The sequence below is a fragment of the Victivallis lenta genome (genome assembly GCF_009695545.1).
Taxonomy (GTDB): Bacteria; Verrucomicrobiota; Lentisphaeria; order Victivallales; family Victivallaceae; genus Victivallis; species Victivallis lenta.
Window position 1 is genome coordinate 75,738 of the sequence record NZ_VUNS01000015.1, and the last position, 16,597, is coordinate 92,334.

Here is a 16,597-nt window from a genome sequence, read left to right on the forward strand (position 1 = left end):
AACGGATATGCTAGTATTAAAGCAGCCCGGGGAGCTCCGGGCGGAAGCCGCAGGCATTTTGTTTTTATGGATTCATGAACCGAACTTTCAATAAGGAGGGGGATCTATGACCAAAGCAACCGAGTGCAGAAACTTCGTCGTCGCCGGACACTCCGGCAGCGGAAAAACCACGCTCTGCGAGCTCATGCTCTTCAAGGGCGGAGCCATTCCGCGGCCGGGCAGCGTCGACGCAAAAAATACGGTTTCCGACTTCATGGCCGATGAACAGGAAAAAGGCTCGAGCATCTATTCCACGGTCATGAACTGCAAATGGAAGGGCGACGAATATTTCTTCATCGACACGCCGGGCTACGGGGAGTTCGTCGGCGAATATGTCGCGGCGGTCCGCGAAGCCGACGCCGCGCTGGTCGTGGTCGACGCGGTCGACGGCCCCCAGATCGGCACGGCGCGCGCGTGGAAGCTCTCGAAGCAGCGCGGCATTCCCCGGTTCGGCATCGTGAACCGGCTCGACCGCGAACGCGCCGATTTCAAGGCGACGCTCGAGCAGATGCGCCGCAACCACGGCAAAAACGTCATCATCCCGCTTTACTGGCCGGTCGGGCAGGAGGCGAATTTCAGCCGGGTCGTGAACGTCCTCTTCGACAAGGACATCCCGTCCGAAATCGCCGAAGACGTGGCCGAGTGCCGCGCCCTCTGGCTCGACGCCGTCGCCGAAACCGACGACGAGCTCATGATGCGCTATCTCGACGGCGAGGAGCTGACCGATGAAGAGATCCACACCGGGCTGCTGAAAACGATCAAGACCGGGCGCACGATTCCGGTGTTCGCCGGCAGCTCCGTCAAGGATATCGGCATCACGGAGCTCATGGATGCGATCGTCGAGCTTTTCCCCTCCCCCCTCAACTATGTCACCGTCGACGGGGCCAAACGCAAGATCGGCGAAGAGTGCCCGCCGATCGGCATCGTCTTCAAGAGCCTCAACGACCCGTTCAGCGGGCAGCTGACCTTCATCCGCACGGTCTCCGGCGTCTTCAAATCCGACACCGACGTCTTCAACCTGTCGCGTTCGGGGGCGAAGGAGCGCTTCGGGACGCTGCTCTTCATGAACGGCAAGAGCCAGACGCCGGTCAAGGAGGCCGGTCCCGGCGCGATCTTCGCCGTCGCCAAGCTGAAGGACACCCATATCGGCGACACGATTTCGGCGGTTCAGACCGAAACCCCGCTGCCGGGCATCGTCTTCCCCGACGCGGTCATGTCGTATGCGGTGACCGCCGCGAAGTCCGGTGACGACGAAAAAATCTCGGCCGGCCTTGCGAAAATCCGCGAATGCGACCCGACCGTCCGGCTCCGCCGCGACGAGGTCACCCACGAATTCCTGCTCTCCGGCATGGGCGACCAGCACCTGGCGATCGTCGCCAAGCGGCTGAAGGACCAGTTCAAGGTCGAGGCCGTCCTCGACACGCCGCGCGTGCCGTACCGCGAAACGATCACCGCGCCGGGCGAAGGACACTACCGCCACAAGAAGCAGACCGGCGGCGCCGGGCAGTTTGCGGAGGTCTTTCTCCGCATCGCGCCGAACGAAGCCGGTTATGAATTCTCCAACGACGTAGTCGGCGGAACGATTCCGAAGAACTTCATCCCCGCGGTGGAAAAAGGCGTGGCGGAGATGCTCGAGAGCGGTCCGCTGGTCGGCTGCACGGTCGAACGGGTCAGGGTATCGGTCTACGACGGCAAATACCACCCGGTGGATTCGAACGAAATGGCCTTCAAGATCGCCGGGCGCATGGCGTTCAAGGAGGCGATGACGCAGGCGAATCCGGTTCTGCTCGAGCCGGTCATGCATGTCGAAGTCCACATTCCCGATGCGTACATGGGCGACATCACGGGGGATCTGAACCACAAGCGCGGCCGCATTCTCGGCATGAACGTCGAGGAAGGCATGGAGGTCGTCGTCGCGGAAGTTCCGTACGCCGAAATGCGCAAATACGCGACCGAACTGCGCAGCATGACGCAGGGGCGCGGCTCGTTCGAGATGAGCTTCGTCCGTTACGAGCAGGTCCCGCCGAATGTGGCGGCCGAGATCATCGCCAGACATCAGGCGGAGCTCGAAGCCGAACAGTAACCGGTTGTTTTCTTTCGAAAAATACACCGCGGAAGTGGCAATTGCCGCCTTCGCGGTGTATTTTTTCCATCGGCTTACGAAAGGACGGACGGATATGCGAATCATTCTCTGGCTCACGCTGTTTCTGGCAGCCTTCTGCGCGGGGGGCGCCGTTTCCGGGGAACGCCTCCCCGTTTTTGAGAAGCCGGACCGGAGCTCGGACATCATCGGCAGCATCGAAGCTGCCCGGATTCCGGCTTCGGTTCAACCGGTCACCGGCTACACGGTCCGGCATCCGCTCGCAGCTTATCACGCCTATTATCCGCTGCCGGGCGGAGGATACGCCTCCCCCGAACTCGTCTACCGCACGGATGAGGAAGGCGTCCGCAGCATCGTCCGGAAAGCGCATCCGCCGTATATCCGCATCGCCCTCGTCGCGGTCACCGGAATCGCGCTGGCGCTCGTGCTGCTCGGCTATGTCAAGCGCCAAAGCTCCAAGGCGCCGCCGCTCGATTCAAAGACGGAAGCTTGCTTTTTCATCGCCGCAATCGTGCTCATCCGGCTGCTGTTCCTGCTGAATCTGCTGACAGAATGGAACAATGTCGTTGCGGCCGCGGCCGATGAGACCGGATACTTCGAAACCGCATTCGACATGCTTCACGGGCGTTTCGCCGGTCCGTGGAGATTCACGGTCGGAACCGGGCTGCTCTACCTGCCGTTCCTGCTGACGACCGGTGCGGAAAGCTTCTACGACATTGCGATTCCGTTCTCGTACTTCTCGGCCTTCGTCCTCGCGCCGGGAGCGCTGGTGCTTGGTTTTGCGATCCTGCGCCGTCTCGGCCTTTCGAATCTGCGCGCCGCGCTCCCGATCGCCTGCTGGGCGGTCTGGCCGTTCGTCCATTTCCATATCGAGAACTGGGATGCGAACTTTTTCCAGTCCTATTTCATGATCCGCGCGATCTCCGGCCAGTGGTGGAACTTCTACAGCGCGCTCATCAACTCCGGCTTCAACGCCATGAGCGACACGCCGGGAGTCTGCGCGATCCTCGGCTGCATCGCGTTCGCGCTGTACATGCCGGCCCGGAAGCGGTCCGTCCTCCTGCTGGGGCTGCTGTACGGTTTCGCCTGTCTGCTCCGGATCAACTATATCCTGCTTGCCCCGGCGCTCGCCTACATCGCATTTCACCGCTTCGAGCCGGAGCTGAAGCGGTGGAAAACGCTCCTGGCGCTGACTGCGCTCGCGGCCGCGGGATTCCTCGCCGTCTTCGGCTTTCAGCTCTGGATCAACTTCCATCAGTTCGGCAGCCCGCTGACCTTCGGCTACATTCTGCATTATCCCGAGGTCGCCGACGGGCTCCGTCCCGCCAACGGCTTCACGCTGCGCACGTTCCTGGCCGGAACGCACACGCGCTTCCTCGCCGGGGCCAACCATGCGCTCTGGGCGCTCGGCATCACCGGGCTCGTGCTGCTCCGGAATGCGAAGCTGCGCACCCTGTTCGCGCTCTGGGCGATTCCGCTGATCTGGTTCTTCTTCGGATACAGTCACACGTTCTGCGACGCGCGCCGCTTTCTCTTTGCCTCGCTTCCGGCCCTGCTCGGCGCATTCGCCGCCATCGAATGCTGGAGCACCTTCTCCCGCCGCGAAGCCGCCGCAGTATGCGTACTCATCCTCCTGACGCTGTTCCTCGTGCCGCCCTTCGGCGTGAAGCTGCCGATGCTGCCGCTGCAGGAGCTCGGCGCGTTCCTCTGCCTGTTCCCGGCAGGCCTGCTGCCGCTCGGGTTCCATTTCCTGCGGACCGGCCGGAAGCAGGGAGCGCTGCTCTGCATCCTTTTCCCGCTCCTTTACCTCGCGGGACACGCCTATCTGCTGGCGGGACTTCTGGCGCTGCTCCTGCTGCGGGCGCTCTGCGACTGGGGGCGTGAAGCATACCGCATTTATGCCTCTCCCGAAGTTTCTTCCGAATAACGCTTGACTTCTCCGCGACAGCGTCTACATTAAGGTGTGCGGCCGGGAGACCGCAGAAGAGTAATATTCAAAAGAAGGAGAAGAGATCATGCCTGAATTCAGCAATCCGTTCCAGGGCAACCGCTGCGACCGGAAACTCAGCCCGTCCGAGGTCGTCCGCGCCGTCCGCTTCAACATCGCGGCCGAATACGAGGCCAACCAGATGTACATGCAGCTCGCCGAATCCACCGACAACGAACTCGTCCAGATGGTCCTCAAGGACATCGCCGACGAAGAGCTCGAGCATGTCGGCGAACTGCTCCGCGTGCTCAAGGAGATCAGCCCGACCGATTTCGACTTCTACAAGGAAGGCGGCGAAGAGGTCGAGGCGATGATGAAGAAGCTCGCCGCGAAAAAGTAGCGTTCCCCACCGGAACGAAGACGAAACGGCCGGAGCGGCGACGCCTCCGGCCGTTTTTTCATCTCAGCGCAAGATCGGCGGCCGGAATGCCGGAAAATTTGCCGGATTGTCCTGAAATCGGAAACACAGCGGTTGCCATATCTGTGTCCGGGAGATATAATATTCCTGTCTGCCGGATATTTTTGACAGATCCGGTTGAAAGAAAGCCCGGTATCCCTGAAGATGCCGGAAGAAGAAAGGAGCGGAGAATTGAGAAAAGCGGGTCACGAATGGAAAAACATGCTGCTGGGCGCGGCATTGGCGCTGGTCGCAGGCTGCTGCGGAGTCGGAACAACTGAAACAGATTGTCAGCCATTGATCCGCATCGGGGTCCTGAGCGATACCCAAAGCTATCCGGATGAAAACAATCACGGGCAACTTTTTTTAAAGGAAGCGCTCGCCAACCTGCATAAGGCGCAGATCGACGTCCTGATTTACGGCGGCGACATCTCCGACAACGGCAATCCCCATGTTTACGCGGATTATCGGGAAATCATGCGCCACGAGTTCGGCAGCACTCCGCCGGAGCAGATTCTGATCATGGGCAACCACGATTACTGGAACGGTCTCCCCGCCGGGGAAGCCCGGAAGAATTTCGCCAGGAACATCGGCCAGGAATCCCCGGATGTGCATAAGGAGATCAAAGGCTTCACCTTTATCGGCCTGAGCCCCGAAGACGGCTCGCTTCACGGCACCTACACGGCCGGGAAATCCGGAAAATTCCTTGCCCCGATTCTGGAGAAGGCGCATCGCGAACAGCCGGGGAAACCGGTTTTCATCGTGACCCATCATCCCCCCAGGAATACGGTTTACGGTGCGGATGACTGGGGCAATTCCGATCTGGTCGAACTCTTCAGGAACTATCCCGAGATTGTAAATTTTTCCGGCCATACCCACTATTCCATCGAAGATGAACGTGCGATCTTTCAGCAGGATTTCACCGCAGTCGCCTCACAGAGCCTCTCTTATGCCGAACTCGAAAGCGGGAAAACGCCCGGTACGGTTCCGGCTTACGGCGGAGACGAAGGGCGGTACCTGATCGTCGACGTGTATCCGGAGCGCATGGAAATCCGCCGCTTCGACAAGAACGGCGAAGAAGTCAAGCCGGAAGCGCGCTGGGTATTGCCGCTCCCGCTTGCCAGAAAAAGCTTCCGGTATACGGCGGAGCGCGCCGCCCGGCGCGGCGCGCCTGAATTTCCGGGCGGCTCCGAGTGCGGAATCTATTTCCCGTCGGTGCCCTTTGACAAGGCGCTGCTGACCTTCGACGCGGCGAAGCACGAGGATTTCGTACACTCCTACGCGCTTGTTCTGGAAAAGCGGAATCCTTCCGGGAACTTTGAACCTGCCGGGGAAATCCTTTTCTTCTCCGACTTCCCCCAGGGGGTCAACCGGATGCTGGCGCGGCCGCTTTTTGAAATTCCCGGGGAGAAACTGGAAGCGAACACCGAATACCGCGCGAAGCTTTACGCGATCGAATCCTTCGGGAAGCGCAGCAGCGTCCCCCTGGAGTGCGGCTTTACCACCCCGGAGAAAAAATCCGGCCGGAACTGACCGCCGAGTAAAACGCGACAGGATGGCGGCCCGCCGCCGGCAAAGAAAACGGCGGGCAAAGTCCATCCGGCACGCCATTGCCGTCATACTCCCCCCGCAATCGCAGAATCAAGCAATTCCGCGTTTTTCCCTCATCGGACCTCGAAGCCGTAGAAACCGGCACCGGCAGGCCCTGCGACGATCAAACAACTTCATGCGCGATTGCCGTTTCCGGTTTGACTTTTCGGTTTCGAGGAACTATGTTAAAATGAAAGTTTACCAGCCGGAAAGGATGTGAAACCGTAGAAACAAACTGAATCTGAACTGAAAAATTAAAATCGTAGAACGGCCCCGCAAGGAAACTAGCAATTTCAATCACGACGGCCGACTGCATGAAGTGTGTCTTCCTTTTAGGCACATTCCGTGTTTGTCGTCGTGTGGGCTTGCTAGTGCCTCTTGCGGGATAATCATTCGGGATGTGCCTTTTCATGTCCCGGAACCGAACGACAAAAAACAAACTGAGGAGACACATGCACATGCAACTGGGATCACTGATTTTCAACTCAAAAGACAAATTCACGTTCCAATGGACCGCCGCTGCCGGCGCGGCCTCTTACCGTTTCAGCCTGATCGATGAACGCGGCAGTGTTGTCAAATCCGGAGTCGTCACGGGGGAAACTCATACGGAAACGATTCATAACCAAGATTTCTGCACATGGCAGGTGGAAGCGCTGGATGCGGCCGGAAACGTCATTGCCTCGGAGCGGAGTCCGGAAATCTGGTTCGGCGGCGAAGGAAAGGAGTGGTACGAAATTTCCGCCCTCTCCCCGAATCTGATCTGCATGGTTATGACTCAGGATTTCCACAATGACTCCGCGCCGTTGAACTACTACCTGGCGCATCCCGACAAGTACACCAGACCCATCGTATCGTTTCGCTGCAGCGATCCGTGGCCGAACCTCGCCCTTGATGACACCCTGCTGCTGATGGACGGAGAACTTTATGTGAAAAACGGCAGCCGGTATGATTTTTACGGCACCCTAATGCAGAGCGAAAACATCTCCCCCCGGATGTCGGCCGATTCTTCCGGATTATTCAGCCTCAACACCACGGTTTACCGCTACTCCGGCGGCAGGGCGGTCAGACTGTTCACATTGCCCAGCTCCGGCGGCTGGCCCGAAATCTATTTCCTGAATTCGCAAATTGCCGTCACCGATTCCGGCGTCTGGCGGATTGCGGGGACCGAACCGGAACTGGCCGGAACATTCGATTTCCCCCTCCCCGATGCAGGCGAGCTGACGATTTCGGGGAAATATGCCGTTTCCTACGGGTATGAAGGAGACAGCATGATCTCTTACCGGATCGACTCCCGGGGGAATGTCAGCCGCCTGCCGGATGTTCCCCTTTCGCTTCCGTCCGGTTACCAGGCGTCCGAAATCGACCTGCAGGGGAACCGGGTTGCGCTGCTGGCTTCGGATCAGGAAGGCGGCAACCGCCTTTCCGTCTACGAAATCTCCGGCGACATGTGGAAGCTGATCCACGAGCAGGCGATCAGCGGTTTCGACCTGACATTGTTCTGGAAGGACAACTCCACGGTCATGCTACGCGACCAGGCCGAAGACCGCCTGAGCTCCATCAGGCTGCCGGCGGATTCCGGGGCGGCTCCGATGGAGCCGGACAACATCGACGGACTCGCTGCGCAGGTCAAACAGTATTCCGTCACCGTGAAATGGAACAAATCGTCCATCCGGAATTGTACATACGAGCTTCTGGTCGACGGCCTGGGAAGCGTGGTGACGAAGTCGAACAAGTTCACCTTCAAGAACGTTCCGGTCGGCAGGTACTCCGGCAGCGTCCGCGTGATCGCTCCGGACGGAAACGCCGGCGAATGGAGCGAATCGTACACGGTCTCCGTGGCCGACGTGACAGCTCCGAAGCTGGGGAAAGTGACGGCGGCAGTCAACGGCTACACCGGCGTAATCTCGTGGAACGGCTCCGACAATGTCGGCGTCGAATACTATGAAGTGCGCTGCGCCGGTCAGGTCAAAACCGCAACCGGAACCTCCGTGGAGTTCGACCATCTCGCTGTCGGCAAATATCATGCGGAAGTAACCGCCTTCGATGCGGCCGGCAATGCAAGTAAGACCGGCAAGGTGAAAATCACGGTCAGGGATGCCACTCCGCCGGAACGGGTGACCGGCCTTGCCGTTCCGGTCGTGGACGGCAAATACAAGGCGACGCTCTTCTGGGACACCGGCGTGGACAACTCCGGCAAAGTGGCGAACTACGAAATCCTGCTCGACAACGGAAAAATCCTGAAATCGGGCAAGACCACATTGAACGTCAGCAACCTTTCGGTCGGTGAACACACCTATAAAGTCCGCGCCGTCGACAAGGACAAGAATGTCGGCGAGTGGAGCGAAGTTCAGACCTTCACCGTCAGGGACATGACCGCACCGACCTCGGTGAAGGCCAGAGCGACGGTCAACGGTTACACCGTGAGCTTCGCGCTCTCCGGCAAGGACAACTCCGGCAGTATCGCCGGATACGTGGTTACCTGCGGCGACAAAAAGACTCAAACCACGACCTCCACCGCCGTTCTGAGCGATTTCGGAGTCGGCAAGCAGACCGCCTATGTCGTTGCCTACGATGCGGAAGGAAACGCAAGCAGGGAAACCAAGGTCAGCTTCACGGTCAGGGATGCCACTCCGCCGGAACGGGTGACCGGCCTTGCCGTTCCGGTCGTGGACGGCAAATACAAGGCGACGCTCTCCTGGGACACCGGCGTGGACAACTCCGGCAAAGTGGCGAACTACGAAATCCTGCTCGACAACGGAAAAATCCTGAAATCGGGCAAGACCACATTGAACGTCAGCAACCTTTCGGTCGGTGAACACACCTATAAAGTCCGCGCCGTCGACAAGGACAAGAATGTCGGCGAGTGGAGCGAAGTTCAGACCTTCACCGTCAGGGACATGACCGCACCGGGAAATGTCTCCGTCAAGGCGAAGGTCGAAGAAAACAGCCTGCTCCTGAGCTGGAAGACGCCGAAAGACAACGTCGGCGTGACCGGTTATATTCTGAAACACGGCGCCAATCTCGAACACTCCGAGTTCCTGGCGGCAGATAAACTGGCCTTCCGGATTGACGGAATCGCCAAAGGGTCTTACCAGTATCAACTCATTGCCGTGGATGCGGAAGGCAACGAAAGCAAGCCCAAAAACGGAAAGGCAACGATCAAAACGGACCTTCCGACGGCGGAACTCAATCAGGAGCTCCCGGATGTGGCACAGCTTGCCGGGTTCGATTCCGGCGTACAGGCGATAGCGGGACTCGTGGATGATCCGCTGGCGTTCTGCCGCGCGCTCAGGCTTGACGCGGAACTGAAGCTCTCCGCTGCCGAACTGCTCGACCGTGCAGAGACCGGCAGACGGCCGGCGCCGCTATTCACCGCAGCCTCCTGATCGTAACCGCTCCGGCCCGGCGGCCCCGTCAATGCAGCCGGTCCGGGCAGAGCGGAACAGGCGGCAGGCGCCTCAATAACCGACCCTGCTGCCGATGCCGGATTCAAGCCCTGCGGGCGATACGCGGTAACTGAGTTTAAAGTCATCGCCGTCTTTCCGGTATTCATACGGCCTGCCGGTCACGGGATCGGCCGGAAGAACCGGCAATATTCCGGGAACAAGCGCGTCGAGATGCTCCGGATACGCCCCGTGCAAAGAACGGTAAAGCTTCAGGGCGACCGCCGTCCGGAACAAGCCGTTGCGGTGTTTCTCCTTCCGGAGCGCACGCACGAACTCCCCGACATACCCGCCGCCGTCATATTCGAGCTTCGCCGAATTCCGGAGAAGCCCGATCTGCGGCTGGGCCTCCGCCCGCTCCCGCACCATTCCGGAAAGATCCGAAATATAGAAGATGCGCAGGAGGCGGGGGACTTTCTGGTCCGAAAACATATATTTCATCTCTTCCGGCCGTTCCAACGCCCTCTTCAGATAATCGGCCGTGAGTTCCAAATCATCCGGCACGGAATAATCCGTATTGAAGTAATCAAGAAACTCACGGTAATCATCGGCATGCTCCGGCCCGTCCGGCCCGAGGGAGACGATGGAATCCGCCAGTATGGAATCGACGGCAATGCAGACCAGCCCGTTGATCGTGGTGGGGGGGCCGGCCGCCGCCGCCTTCGATATGTTCAACCCCAGCTTCAGAACCGGCAGTATTTGTTCGTGTTCCCCATAATAGTGGTGAATGGCGGCAATGCCGCATAGCTTGCGCATGAGACTGCGGACCCGGTTCAATTCAGACAGATGCGCAATGTTGTCGAACTCCCCGCTGTAAAACGCCGGGTATTTTCCGAGCTCCGCAACGGCGGCGAGGAATTCCGCCGCTTCCGGGGTGCGGATTGCGGCCAGGGCGAACGCCTTGTCCTCTTCCGAAATACCGTTTTTGTCCGGGTTCGTCCAGGAATAAACCGACTCCAGCGGAATTTCAGGACGGGGCCGCTCCGGATCGTCGTACCTGATCCAATCGGCAGAGGCCCGGCCGAGCTTCCTCCAGGCCGCGGCGCCCTCTTCATCCTGCGGCGGAGCGAATGAAAGTTTTCGGCCGGACTTCTCCGCCAGAGCAAGGGCGTTCCAGGCCCGGACCACGGTCATACCGTATGCAGCGCCGAAGACCAGCAGAGAAACCGCAATCATGACACCGTAATCGGTCAACGCGCGCCGTATGGAGTTTTTCGCACCGCGTCCGGAGAGCAGGACACACCAGAGCGCAAGTGCCGGAATCGCCGGAATGAATCCGCTCCAATAAGGAATGTACATGTAATCCAGCCGGGAAGACGGCAGCATCAGAAACAGGGCCGCGGAAATACCGGCCATCAGGGGCCCGGTGAACAAGAACAGGATCACCCCGGCCGGAATGGAGACGGCAGTCGTTTTACCGATTCTCCGGCCGGCGACTCCGGCCAGACAACCGTAAAGCCCGGCCACAAAAAACACACTCAGGGTGACCGCCCGGATGACGATCCGCGCCTTATCCGAATAAACCCTGCCGGAAGTTCCGAACTGGAGTATCCGGCCTTCCACGTTCACCGTAAAGGGCATCTCCGAATAATCGACACAGAAACCTCCGATCAGGCAGGAGAAAACAAGCAGCGGCAGAAACAGCGCAAGAAACCTGCCGGTTTTTCCGTACCTTTCCCCGCGAGAGAAAAACAAGCCGCAGACAAGCATGGCAACCGCCAGCGCCGGCAGCAGCAGATTCACCTGGCGGCCCCGCTCGCAGTTCCAGGCGACTCCGACTGCGGTAAGGAGGACGGTCAGCCCGGCCGCCGCCGGGTAACAGTTGCACTTCCAGATGTCGAGCATGTCCCTGAAACTTTTCATGACCTGGCTTTCTCCGTAATGTTTCCGAACTCCGTTCCCCGGTTAAAATATGTCGGCGGAATGAAAAAAACAAGCCGCAGAGGGAACGTGCGCCGCTTTTTTTGAAAAATACGCCGGAACCTGAAGGCAGCTTCCCGGATACCGTGCGTTTTACCGCTTCCGCATCCGGGTCAGCATCCGATTCAGCGCATTCGTGAACCGTTCGCGTTCCTTCGCTGAAAACGGCGGTGCGCCGCCGGTGACCTCACCCGTGATCCGCAGCTCGGCCAGCAGTTCGCGCATGGCCAGCGCATTGCCGATTCCCGCCGCAGTATAAGGCTCTCCACGCGGATTCAGCGCCTCCGCCCCGCCTGCCAGCACGCGCGACGCCAGCGGAATGTCGGCCGTAATCACCAGGTCGCCGGGCTCCAGCTCCTCGACGATCCGGTCGTCTGCGCCGTCGAACGCATCCCCCGCGCCGATGCCGCGGACACAGGCGGATTCCGGCAGGCGCGGCATGCGCGCGGCAACGAAAACACACGGCAGCTTCTCCCGCTCCGCGACCCGAATCAGAATCTCCCGGATCGCGCGCGGGACCGCGTCCGCATCAACCAGTACCTTCATGAACTCCCCTCCGGCTCCGGCGATAAAAAAAGAGCGGCCGGACGGCCGCCCTTTTTCGAAATACCGGAGTTTTACAGCTCCAGCTTTTTCCCGCCCTTCTTCTTTTCGATACGGTACTGCGTGTAGAACGGGTTGCCCCACCCCACCAGCCTGCCGTCCTCGAAAACAAGCGGCATGCACTCATCCTCGGTTGTCAGGCCGTCCATCCAGACCGTCTGGATGAAATAGTACCAGACATCCGGCGTGGAAAACAGCTCGTCCGACACGGGGTCGCCCATCACGCCGAGCACTTCGCTCTTGGTCATGCCGACCCGGAGCCGCTTCGAGTTCTCGATGTTGCGCGCCGCCTCATTCCAAGGCATCGAAGAGCAGCCGGCAAACGCGCCGGACAGCAGAAGCGCCGCCGCGCACACCAGGACGGTTCTACGGAAAACAGCCATGCGAAACTCCGTTTCTGCGGTCAGTCCATCGGGGAGAATTCACTCTTGCCCGCACCGCACTCCGGGCAGACCCATTCGTCCGGAAGTTTGTCGAACGGGGTGCCGGCCGGAACTCCGTTGTCCGGATCGCCGACCGCCGGGTCATAGACATAACCGCAAACATCGCACACATACTTTTTCATGTTCATACCTCCTCTTTTACTCGGATTTCTTCTCTTTATTTCACCCGCTCCAACAGGAGCCGGCCCAATTTTTCACCGTTTTCGAACATCCGCTTCATATCCTCGGCAGTCGGCATGTATTTGACCTGAAACAGCTCGCACGGCTGCTCGGCGCCCATCGCGGTCAGCTCGGCGGCGATCTGCTTGCCGCCCTCCCCGCTCCAGCCGTAAGAACCGAAGGCGAAGCCGATCTTGTTCTTCGGGCGCAGTCCCTTCACATAACAGAGGATGTCCGCCATGTCCGGGAACACCTGATTGTTCATGGTCGGCGCGCCGAACGCCATGAGCCCGCAGTTCGCAACCTCGGTCATGACCGCGCTGCGGTCGTTCACATGCAGGTCCATAACCTTGACCTCGACGCCGGCGGAGCGGATGCCGTCGGCCAGCGCTTCGGCGAGCCGTTCGGTCGAATGCCACATCGTCGAAAAAGCGACCACCGCGCGCGGCTTCGGCAGCTGCATCGCACAATCGCGGTAGAGGTCGAGAATCCACCTGATATCCTCCGGACGGCGCCAGATCGGGCCGTGGTCCGGCGCGATCATCTGAATGTCGAGATTCAGCCCCGGCAGCGCGTCGAGCAGCTCGATCACTTTCGGAGCCAAATGGTTCAGAATGTTCGCAAAATATTTGCGTCCCTCGTATTCGAGGATGAACGGCGCGTATTCGTCCGCAAAACGCCGGCTGCCGGCCAGGTGCATCCCGAAAGCGTCCTGCGAGAACAGAATCTTCTCGGAGTCGAGATAGGTCACCATGCTGTCCGGCCAGTGCAGCATCTTCGTTTCGACGAACGCGATGTTTCCCTTGCCGATGCTGATCGCCTCACCGGTCTTGACCGGGGTAATGCCGAGATCGCCGTAGTAGGCGGTCAGCGTCTTCTGCCCGACGGGGGAAGCGAACACCTTCTCGGGTTTGATCGCCTCGATCGTCGCCGGCAGCCCGCCGGAGTGGTCCGGCTCGGCGTGGTTCGAAACGATATAGTCGATTTTCGTAACATCGCCGATCACGGAGCGAATCCGCGCCAGCAGCTCGCCGACGAACGGCCCCTTGACCGAGTCGATCAGCGTGATCTTCTCATCGAGCACGAGAAACGCGTTGTAGGTCGACCCGCGGCCCGTCTCATAGCCGTGAAAATTACGGATGCTCCAGTCGATCGCGCCGACCCAGTAGACGTTCTCGGTTACTTTTACTGCTTTGAAATACTCTTCCATGCTTCACAATCCCGCTATTGAACTGTTTTCTTCTGCATAAAATATAACGCCGGAAACAGCCGTGTCCAGCTCTTTCCGGCGCAATTTCCTGAAAAAAGCCCGATTATTTCTTCCAGAGGCCGTGAATGTTGCAGTATTCGCGGGCGACAAGGCCCGGCTGGTTCGGCACGTAGAACGACGCCTGCGGCTTGTCGCCGGGCTTCAGGTAGTAACGGTTCAGGTAGTTGCCGTTTTCGACCTCGATCCACTCGATGTAGTGCTTTTCCTCCATCGGGTGCGGAATTTCGCCGACTTTGACCAGAATGCCGTCATTCTGCTCTTCGATCACGGGAATGTGCTTCTCCTTCGAAGCGTCCACGGTACCGGCCTCGAGCACTTCCATCTCGGCGCCGCAATGGAGCGGCAGCGCGCCGTTGCCGGCGTCGAGCACCTGAATGACCATTCCGCAGAGCCTGCACTTCAGAAACTGTTTCTTTTCGAGCTGCATTTTCTCTTCCTCCTCTTCAAGCCTTCTGTTTTCTGCATTTCTGGCATTTGCCGCTCAGTTCCAGATAGAACGAGTCGCAATCCAGCTCTTCCATAACGGACCGTATTTCACGGTTGATTCCCGAAAACACGGCGGGGGAGACGTCACTGACCGCGCCGCAGACCGTGCAGCGCATGTGATGATGCTCCGATATATCGCCGTCGAATCTCTTCTGCTTGCCGGCAGTCTCCAGCTTCCGCACGATCCCGGCCTGAGACATCTGCTCCAGATTCCGGTAGACGGTCCCGAGGCTGATGGTCGGAAGCTTGACGCGCAGCGCCGCATACAGTTCATCGGCGGTCGGATGGGTTTTGACGGAACGCAACTCCTTCAGGATCGCCTCCCGCTGGGCTGTTCGATTCATGGCCGCTCTCCTCCTGCCAATATTTGATAATCATTCCTTCTTTTCATACTATACACGGGCTCCCGTCCCGATGCAAGCATTTTTTTGGAAAAATACCCGATTTTTCGAGTTGAAACCCGCCGCCCCGCCGCTATATTAGCTTCATCATGCGATTGTACAACACAGCGAATATGGAAAAGGAGGATGCCGATGATCAGCAAAGAGGAGCTCAGGCCGCTTGAACTGGAACTCAATTCGCCCGACCGCGCGATCCGGAAAAACGCACTTGCCGAAATCGCCGAACTGTGCCGCAACCGCCAGCTGCCGTCCGAACCGGCCGGCACGCTGCACAACATGCACTGTCACACCTGTTACAGCTACAACGGCTACAACTATACGCCGGCGTATATCGCCTACCTCGCGAAGAAGTCCGGCTGGCTGGCGGCCGGGATCATCGACTTCGACGTGCTCGACGCCGTCGAGGAGTTCCGCGAAAGCGCCGAGGAACTCGACATCAACTACTCCTGCGGAATCGAAACGCGCGTGTTTTTCAAGGAGCTGGCCGACGTATCGATCAACTCTCCCGGAGAACCCGGCATCGCCTACCATCTCGGGCTCGGCTTCGACACCGGAGAAATTCCGCCCTGCGCCCGCGAGTTCGCGCACACGATGCGCGCGCAGGCGGCCGCGCGCATCAAAAAAATCATCGGCCTTGTGAACGATAAACTCGACCCGGTCCGGCTCGACTTCGAAAAGGACGTCACCGCACTGACCCCGGCCGGAAATGCGACCGAACGCCATCTCTGTCAGGCCTACCGCGAAAAAGCCGAAGCGCTTTTCACCCGTCGGGAGACGCTGGCCGAATTCTGGAGCGCCAAGCTCGGCATTCCGGCCGCCGAGGCCGTCAAGCTCATCGACAACCCGGTCAAGCTCGAAGCGAAGATCCGTTCCGCGACCATGAAAAAGGGCGGAGTCGGCTACATCGCGCCGACGCCGCAATCCTTCCCGCCGCTCGAAGCCTTCAACAGCTTCATTCTCGAATGCGGCGCGATCCCGACCATCGCGTGGCTCAACGGGCTCTCCGGCGGAGAGGCCGACGTCGACCGGTTGCTCGACCTGCATATCGGCAAGGGCGCGGCGATGCTGAACATCATCCCCGACCGCAACTGCTATCCGGACAACCCGGCCCGTACCGCCCGCCACCTCGCCGAGCTCGACCGCGTGGTGGCTGCCTGCGTCGAACGCGACCTGCCGGTCGTCATCGGCACGGAAATGAATGCGCCGGGCCTCAAGCTCGTCGACGACATCAACTGCGAAGGGCTGCGCAAGCACGCCGAAACCTTCATCGCCGGCGCGCGGATTCTCGCCGGTCATACGCTGTTTTCGAAGCTCAGCCGCGGCTACCTGAGCGACTGGGCCAAACGCGAGCTGCCCGGCCGCAGGGAGCGGAACGCCTTTTATGCGCGCCTCGGCGAATGCCTGACGCCGTCCCGCTTCGAGACGGTGCGGGAGTGGCCCGAAAGCGCCGAAAAGGTGAAATCCATGATCGATTCCATCGAACCGACCGCCTGATTCCCGTAACTCGTTCATTGGCCGGAAGCTGTCGGCTTCCGGCCGTTTCCCGCGCCTTTTCTGAGGCGCATTGTCCCGATTTTGTCAAGTCTTTTTTCGAACTTTTTTTCATGAAAAGATCGCGATTCCGATTTGAATTATTGACGTACCGCGGCTAAATTGATCAGTGTTGCGCCTCAAGCGAAAGAGGCGGGTTGTTAATAAGTTGTTGATGAGTTGTCAATGGTGTTGAATCGTGGAATTTCCGCTCAAAAACGGCGGATT

The 16,597-nt window shown here is 59.4% G+C and carries 14 protein-coding genes; 6 read left to right on the plus strand and 8 right to left on the minus strand.

Annotation, left to right across the window (positions count from 1 at the left end; all coding sequences use genetic code 11):
• The first annotated feature begins 106 nt into the window (after nucleotides 1-106).
• The 4 genes from fusA to FYJ85_RS13795 all read left to right on the plus strand — a co-directional run bounded on the left by fusA (nucleotide 107) and on the right by FYJ85_RS13795 (nucleotide 6,057).
• Nucleotides 107-2,122, plus strand: a complete 2,016-nt coding sequence (fusA, locus tag FYJ85_RS13780; protein WP_154419243.1) for an elongation factor G — start codon at nucleotides 107-109, stop codon at nucleotides 2,120-2,122.
• 94 nt (nucleotides 2,123-2,216) lie between these two features.
• On the plus strand, nucleotides 2,217-4,067 hold the full coding sequence (locus FYJ85_RS13785; RefSeq protein WP_154419244.1) for a hypothetical protein: 1,851 nt from the start codon (nucleotides 2,217-2,219) through the stop codon (nucleotides 4,065-4,067).
• Between the two features lie 88 nt (nucleotides 4,068-4,155).
• Entirely contained in the window at nucleotides 4,156-4,467 is a 312-nt protein-coding gene (locus tag FYJ85_RS13790; RefSeq protein WP_106051887.1) for a ferritin family protein, read from the plus strand.
• A gap of 249 nt (nucleotides 4,468-4,716) precedes the next feature.
• The gene (locus FYJ85_RS13795) at nucleotides 4,717-6,057 is read left to right on the plus strand and encodes a metallophosphoesterase family protein (RefSeq protein WP_177994830.1); all 1,341 of its coding nucleotides are present in this window, start codon (nucleotides 4,717-4,719) and stop codon (nucleotides 6,055-6,057) included.
• A gap of 181 nt (nucleotides 6,058-6,238) precedes the next feature.
• On the opposite strand, the gene FYJ85_RS23170 is transcribed toward FYJ85_RS13795, so the two are convergent.
• Nucleotides 6,239-6,430 carry a hypothetical protein gene (locus FYJ85_RS23170; protein ID WP_106051889.1) on the minus strand — a complete coding sequence of 64 codons (192 nt, stop codon included), beginning with the start codon at nucleotides 6,428-6,430 and terminating at the stop codon, nucleotides 6,239-6,241.
• Nucleotides 6,431-6,572: 142 nt separating this feature from the next.
• Between FYJ85_RS23170 and FYJ85_RS13800 the strand changes: the two genes are divergently transcribed.
• Nucleotides 6,573-9,500, plus strand: a complete 2,928-nt coding sequence (locus FYJ85_RS13800) for a fibronectin type III domain-containing protein (RefSeq protein WP_154419246.1) — start codon at nucleotides 6,573-6,575, stop codon at nucleotides 9,498-9,500.
• Nucleotides 9,501-9,572: 72 nt separating this feature from the next.
• On the opposite strand, the gene FYJ85_RS13805 is transcribed toward FYJ85_RS13800, so the two are convergent.
• The 7 genes from FYJ85_RS13805 to FYJ85_RS13835 all read right to left on the minus strand — a co-directional run bounded on the left by FYJ85_RS13805 (nucleotide 9,573) and on the right by FYJ85_RS13835 (nucleotide 14,782).
• Nucleotides 9,573-11,420 (minus strand): hypothetical protein, encoded by a 1,848-nt coding sequence (locus FYJ85_RS13805; RefSeq protein ID WP_154419247.1) that lies wholly within the window; start codon nucleotides 11,418-11,420, stop codon nucleotides 9,573-9,575.
• A 150-nt stretch (nucleotides 11,421-11,570) separates the two neighbouring features.
• Complete coding sequence (locus tag FYJ85_RS13810; RefSeq protein ID WP_154419248.1) at nucleotides 11,571-12,023, minus strand: YaiI/YqxD family protein; 453 nt, start codon at nucleotides 12,021-12,023, stop codon at nucleotides 11,571-11,573.
• A gap of 71 nt (nucleotides 12,024-12,094) precedes the next feature.
• Nucleotides 12,095-12,463, minus strand: a complete 369-nt coding sequence (locus tag FYJ85_RS13815; protein WP_154419249.1) for a DUF3192 domain-containing protein — start codon at nucleotides 12,461-12,463, stop codon at nucleotides 12,095-12,097.
• Between the two features lie 20 nt (nucleotides 12,464-12,483).
• The gene (rd, locus tag FYJ85_RS13820) at nucleotides 12,484-12,645 is read right to left on the minus strand and encodes a rubredoxin (protein ID WP_106051896.1); all 162 of its coding nucleotides are present in this window, start codon (nucleotides 12,643-12,645) and stop codon (nucleotides 12,484-12,486) included.
• A gap of 35 nt (nucleotides 12,646-12,680) precedes the next feature.
• Nucleotides 12,681-13,892, minus strand: a complete 1,212-nt coding sequence (locus tag FYJ85_RS13825) for an FprA family A-type flavoprotein (protein ID WP_106051897.1) — start codon at nucleotides 13,890-13,892, stop codon at nucleotides 12,681-12,683.
• A gap of 103 nt (nucleotides 13,893-13,995) precedes the next feature.
• Complete coding sequence (locus FYJ85_RS13830; protein WP_106051899.1) at nucleotides 13,996-14,379, minus strand: desulfoferrodoxin; 384 nt, start codon at nucleotides 14,377-14,379, stop codon at nucleotides 13,996-13,998.
• Nucleotides 14,380-14,395: 16 nt separating this feature from the next.
• Nucleotides 14,396-14,782 carry a Fur family transcriptional regulator gene (locus FYJ85_RS13835; RefSeq protein ID WP_106051900.1) on the minus strand — a complete coding sequence of 129 codons (387 nt, stop codon included), beginning with the start codon at nucleotides 14,780-14,782 and terminating at the stop codon, nucleotides 14,396-14,398.
• A gap of 189 nt (nucleotides 14,783-14,971) precedes the next feature.
• Between FYJ85_RS13835 and FYJ85_RS13840 the strand changes: the two genes are divergently transcribed.
• A complete protein-coding gene (locus FYJ85_RS13840; RefSeq protein WP_154419250.1) occupies nucleotides 14,972-16,333 on the plus strand; it encodes a PHP domain-containing protein in 1,362 nt (453 codons plus the stop codon).
• The last annotated feature ends 264 nt before the right edge of the window (nucleotides 16,334-16,597 follow it).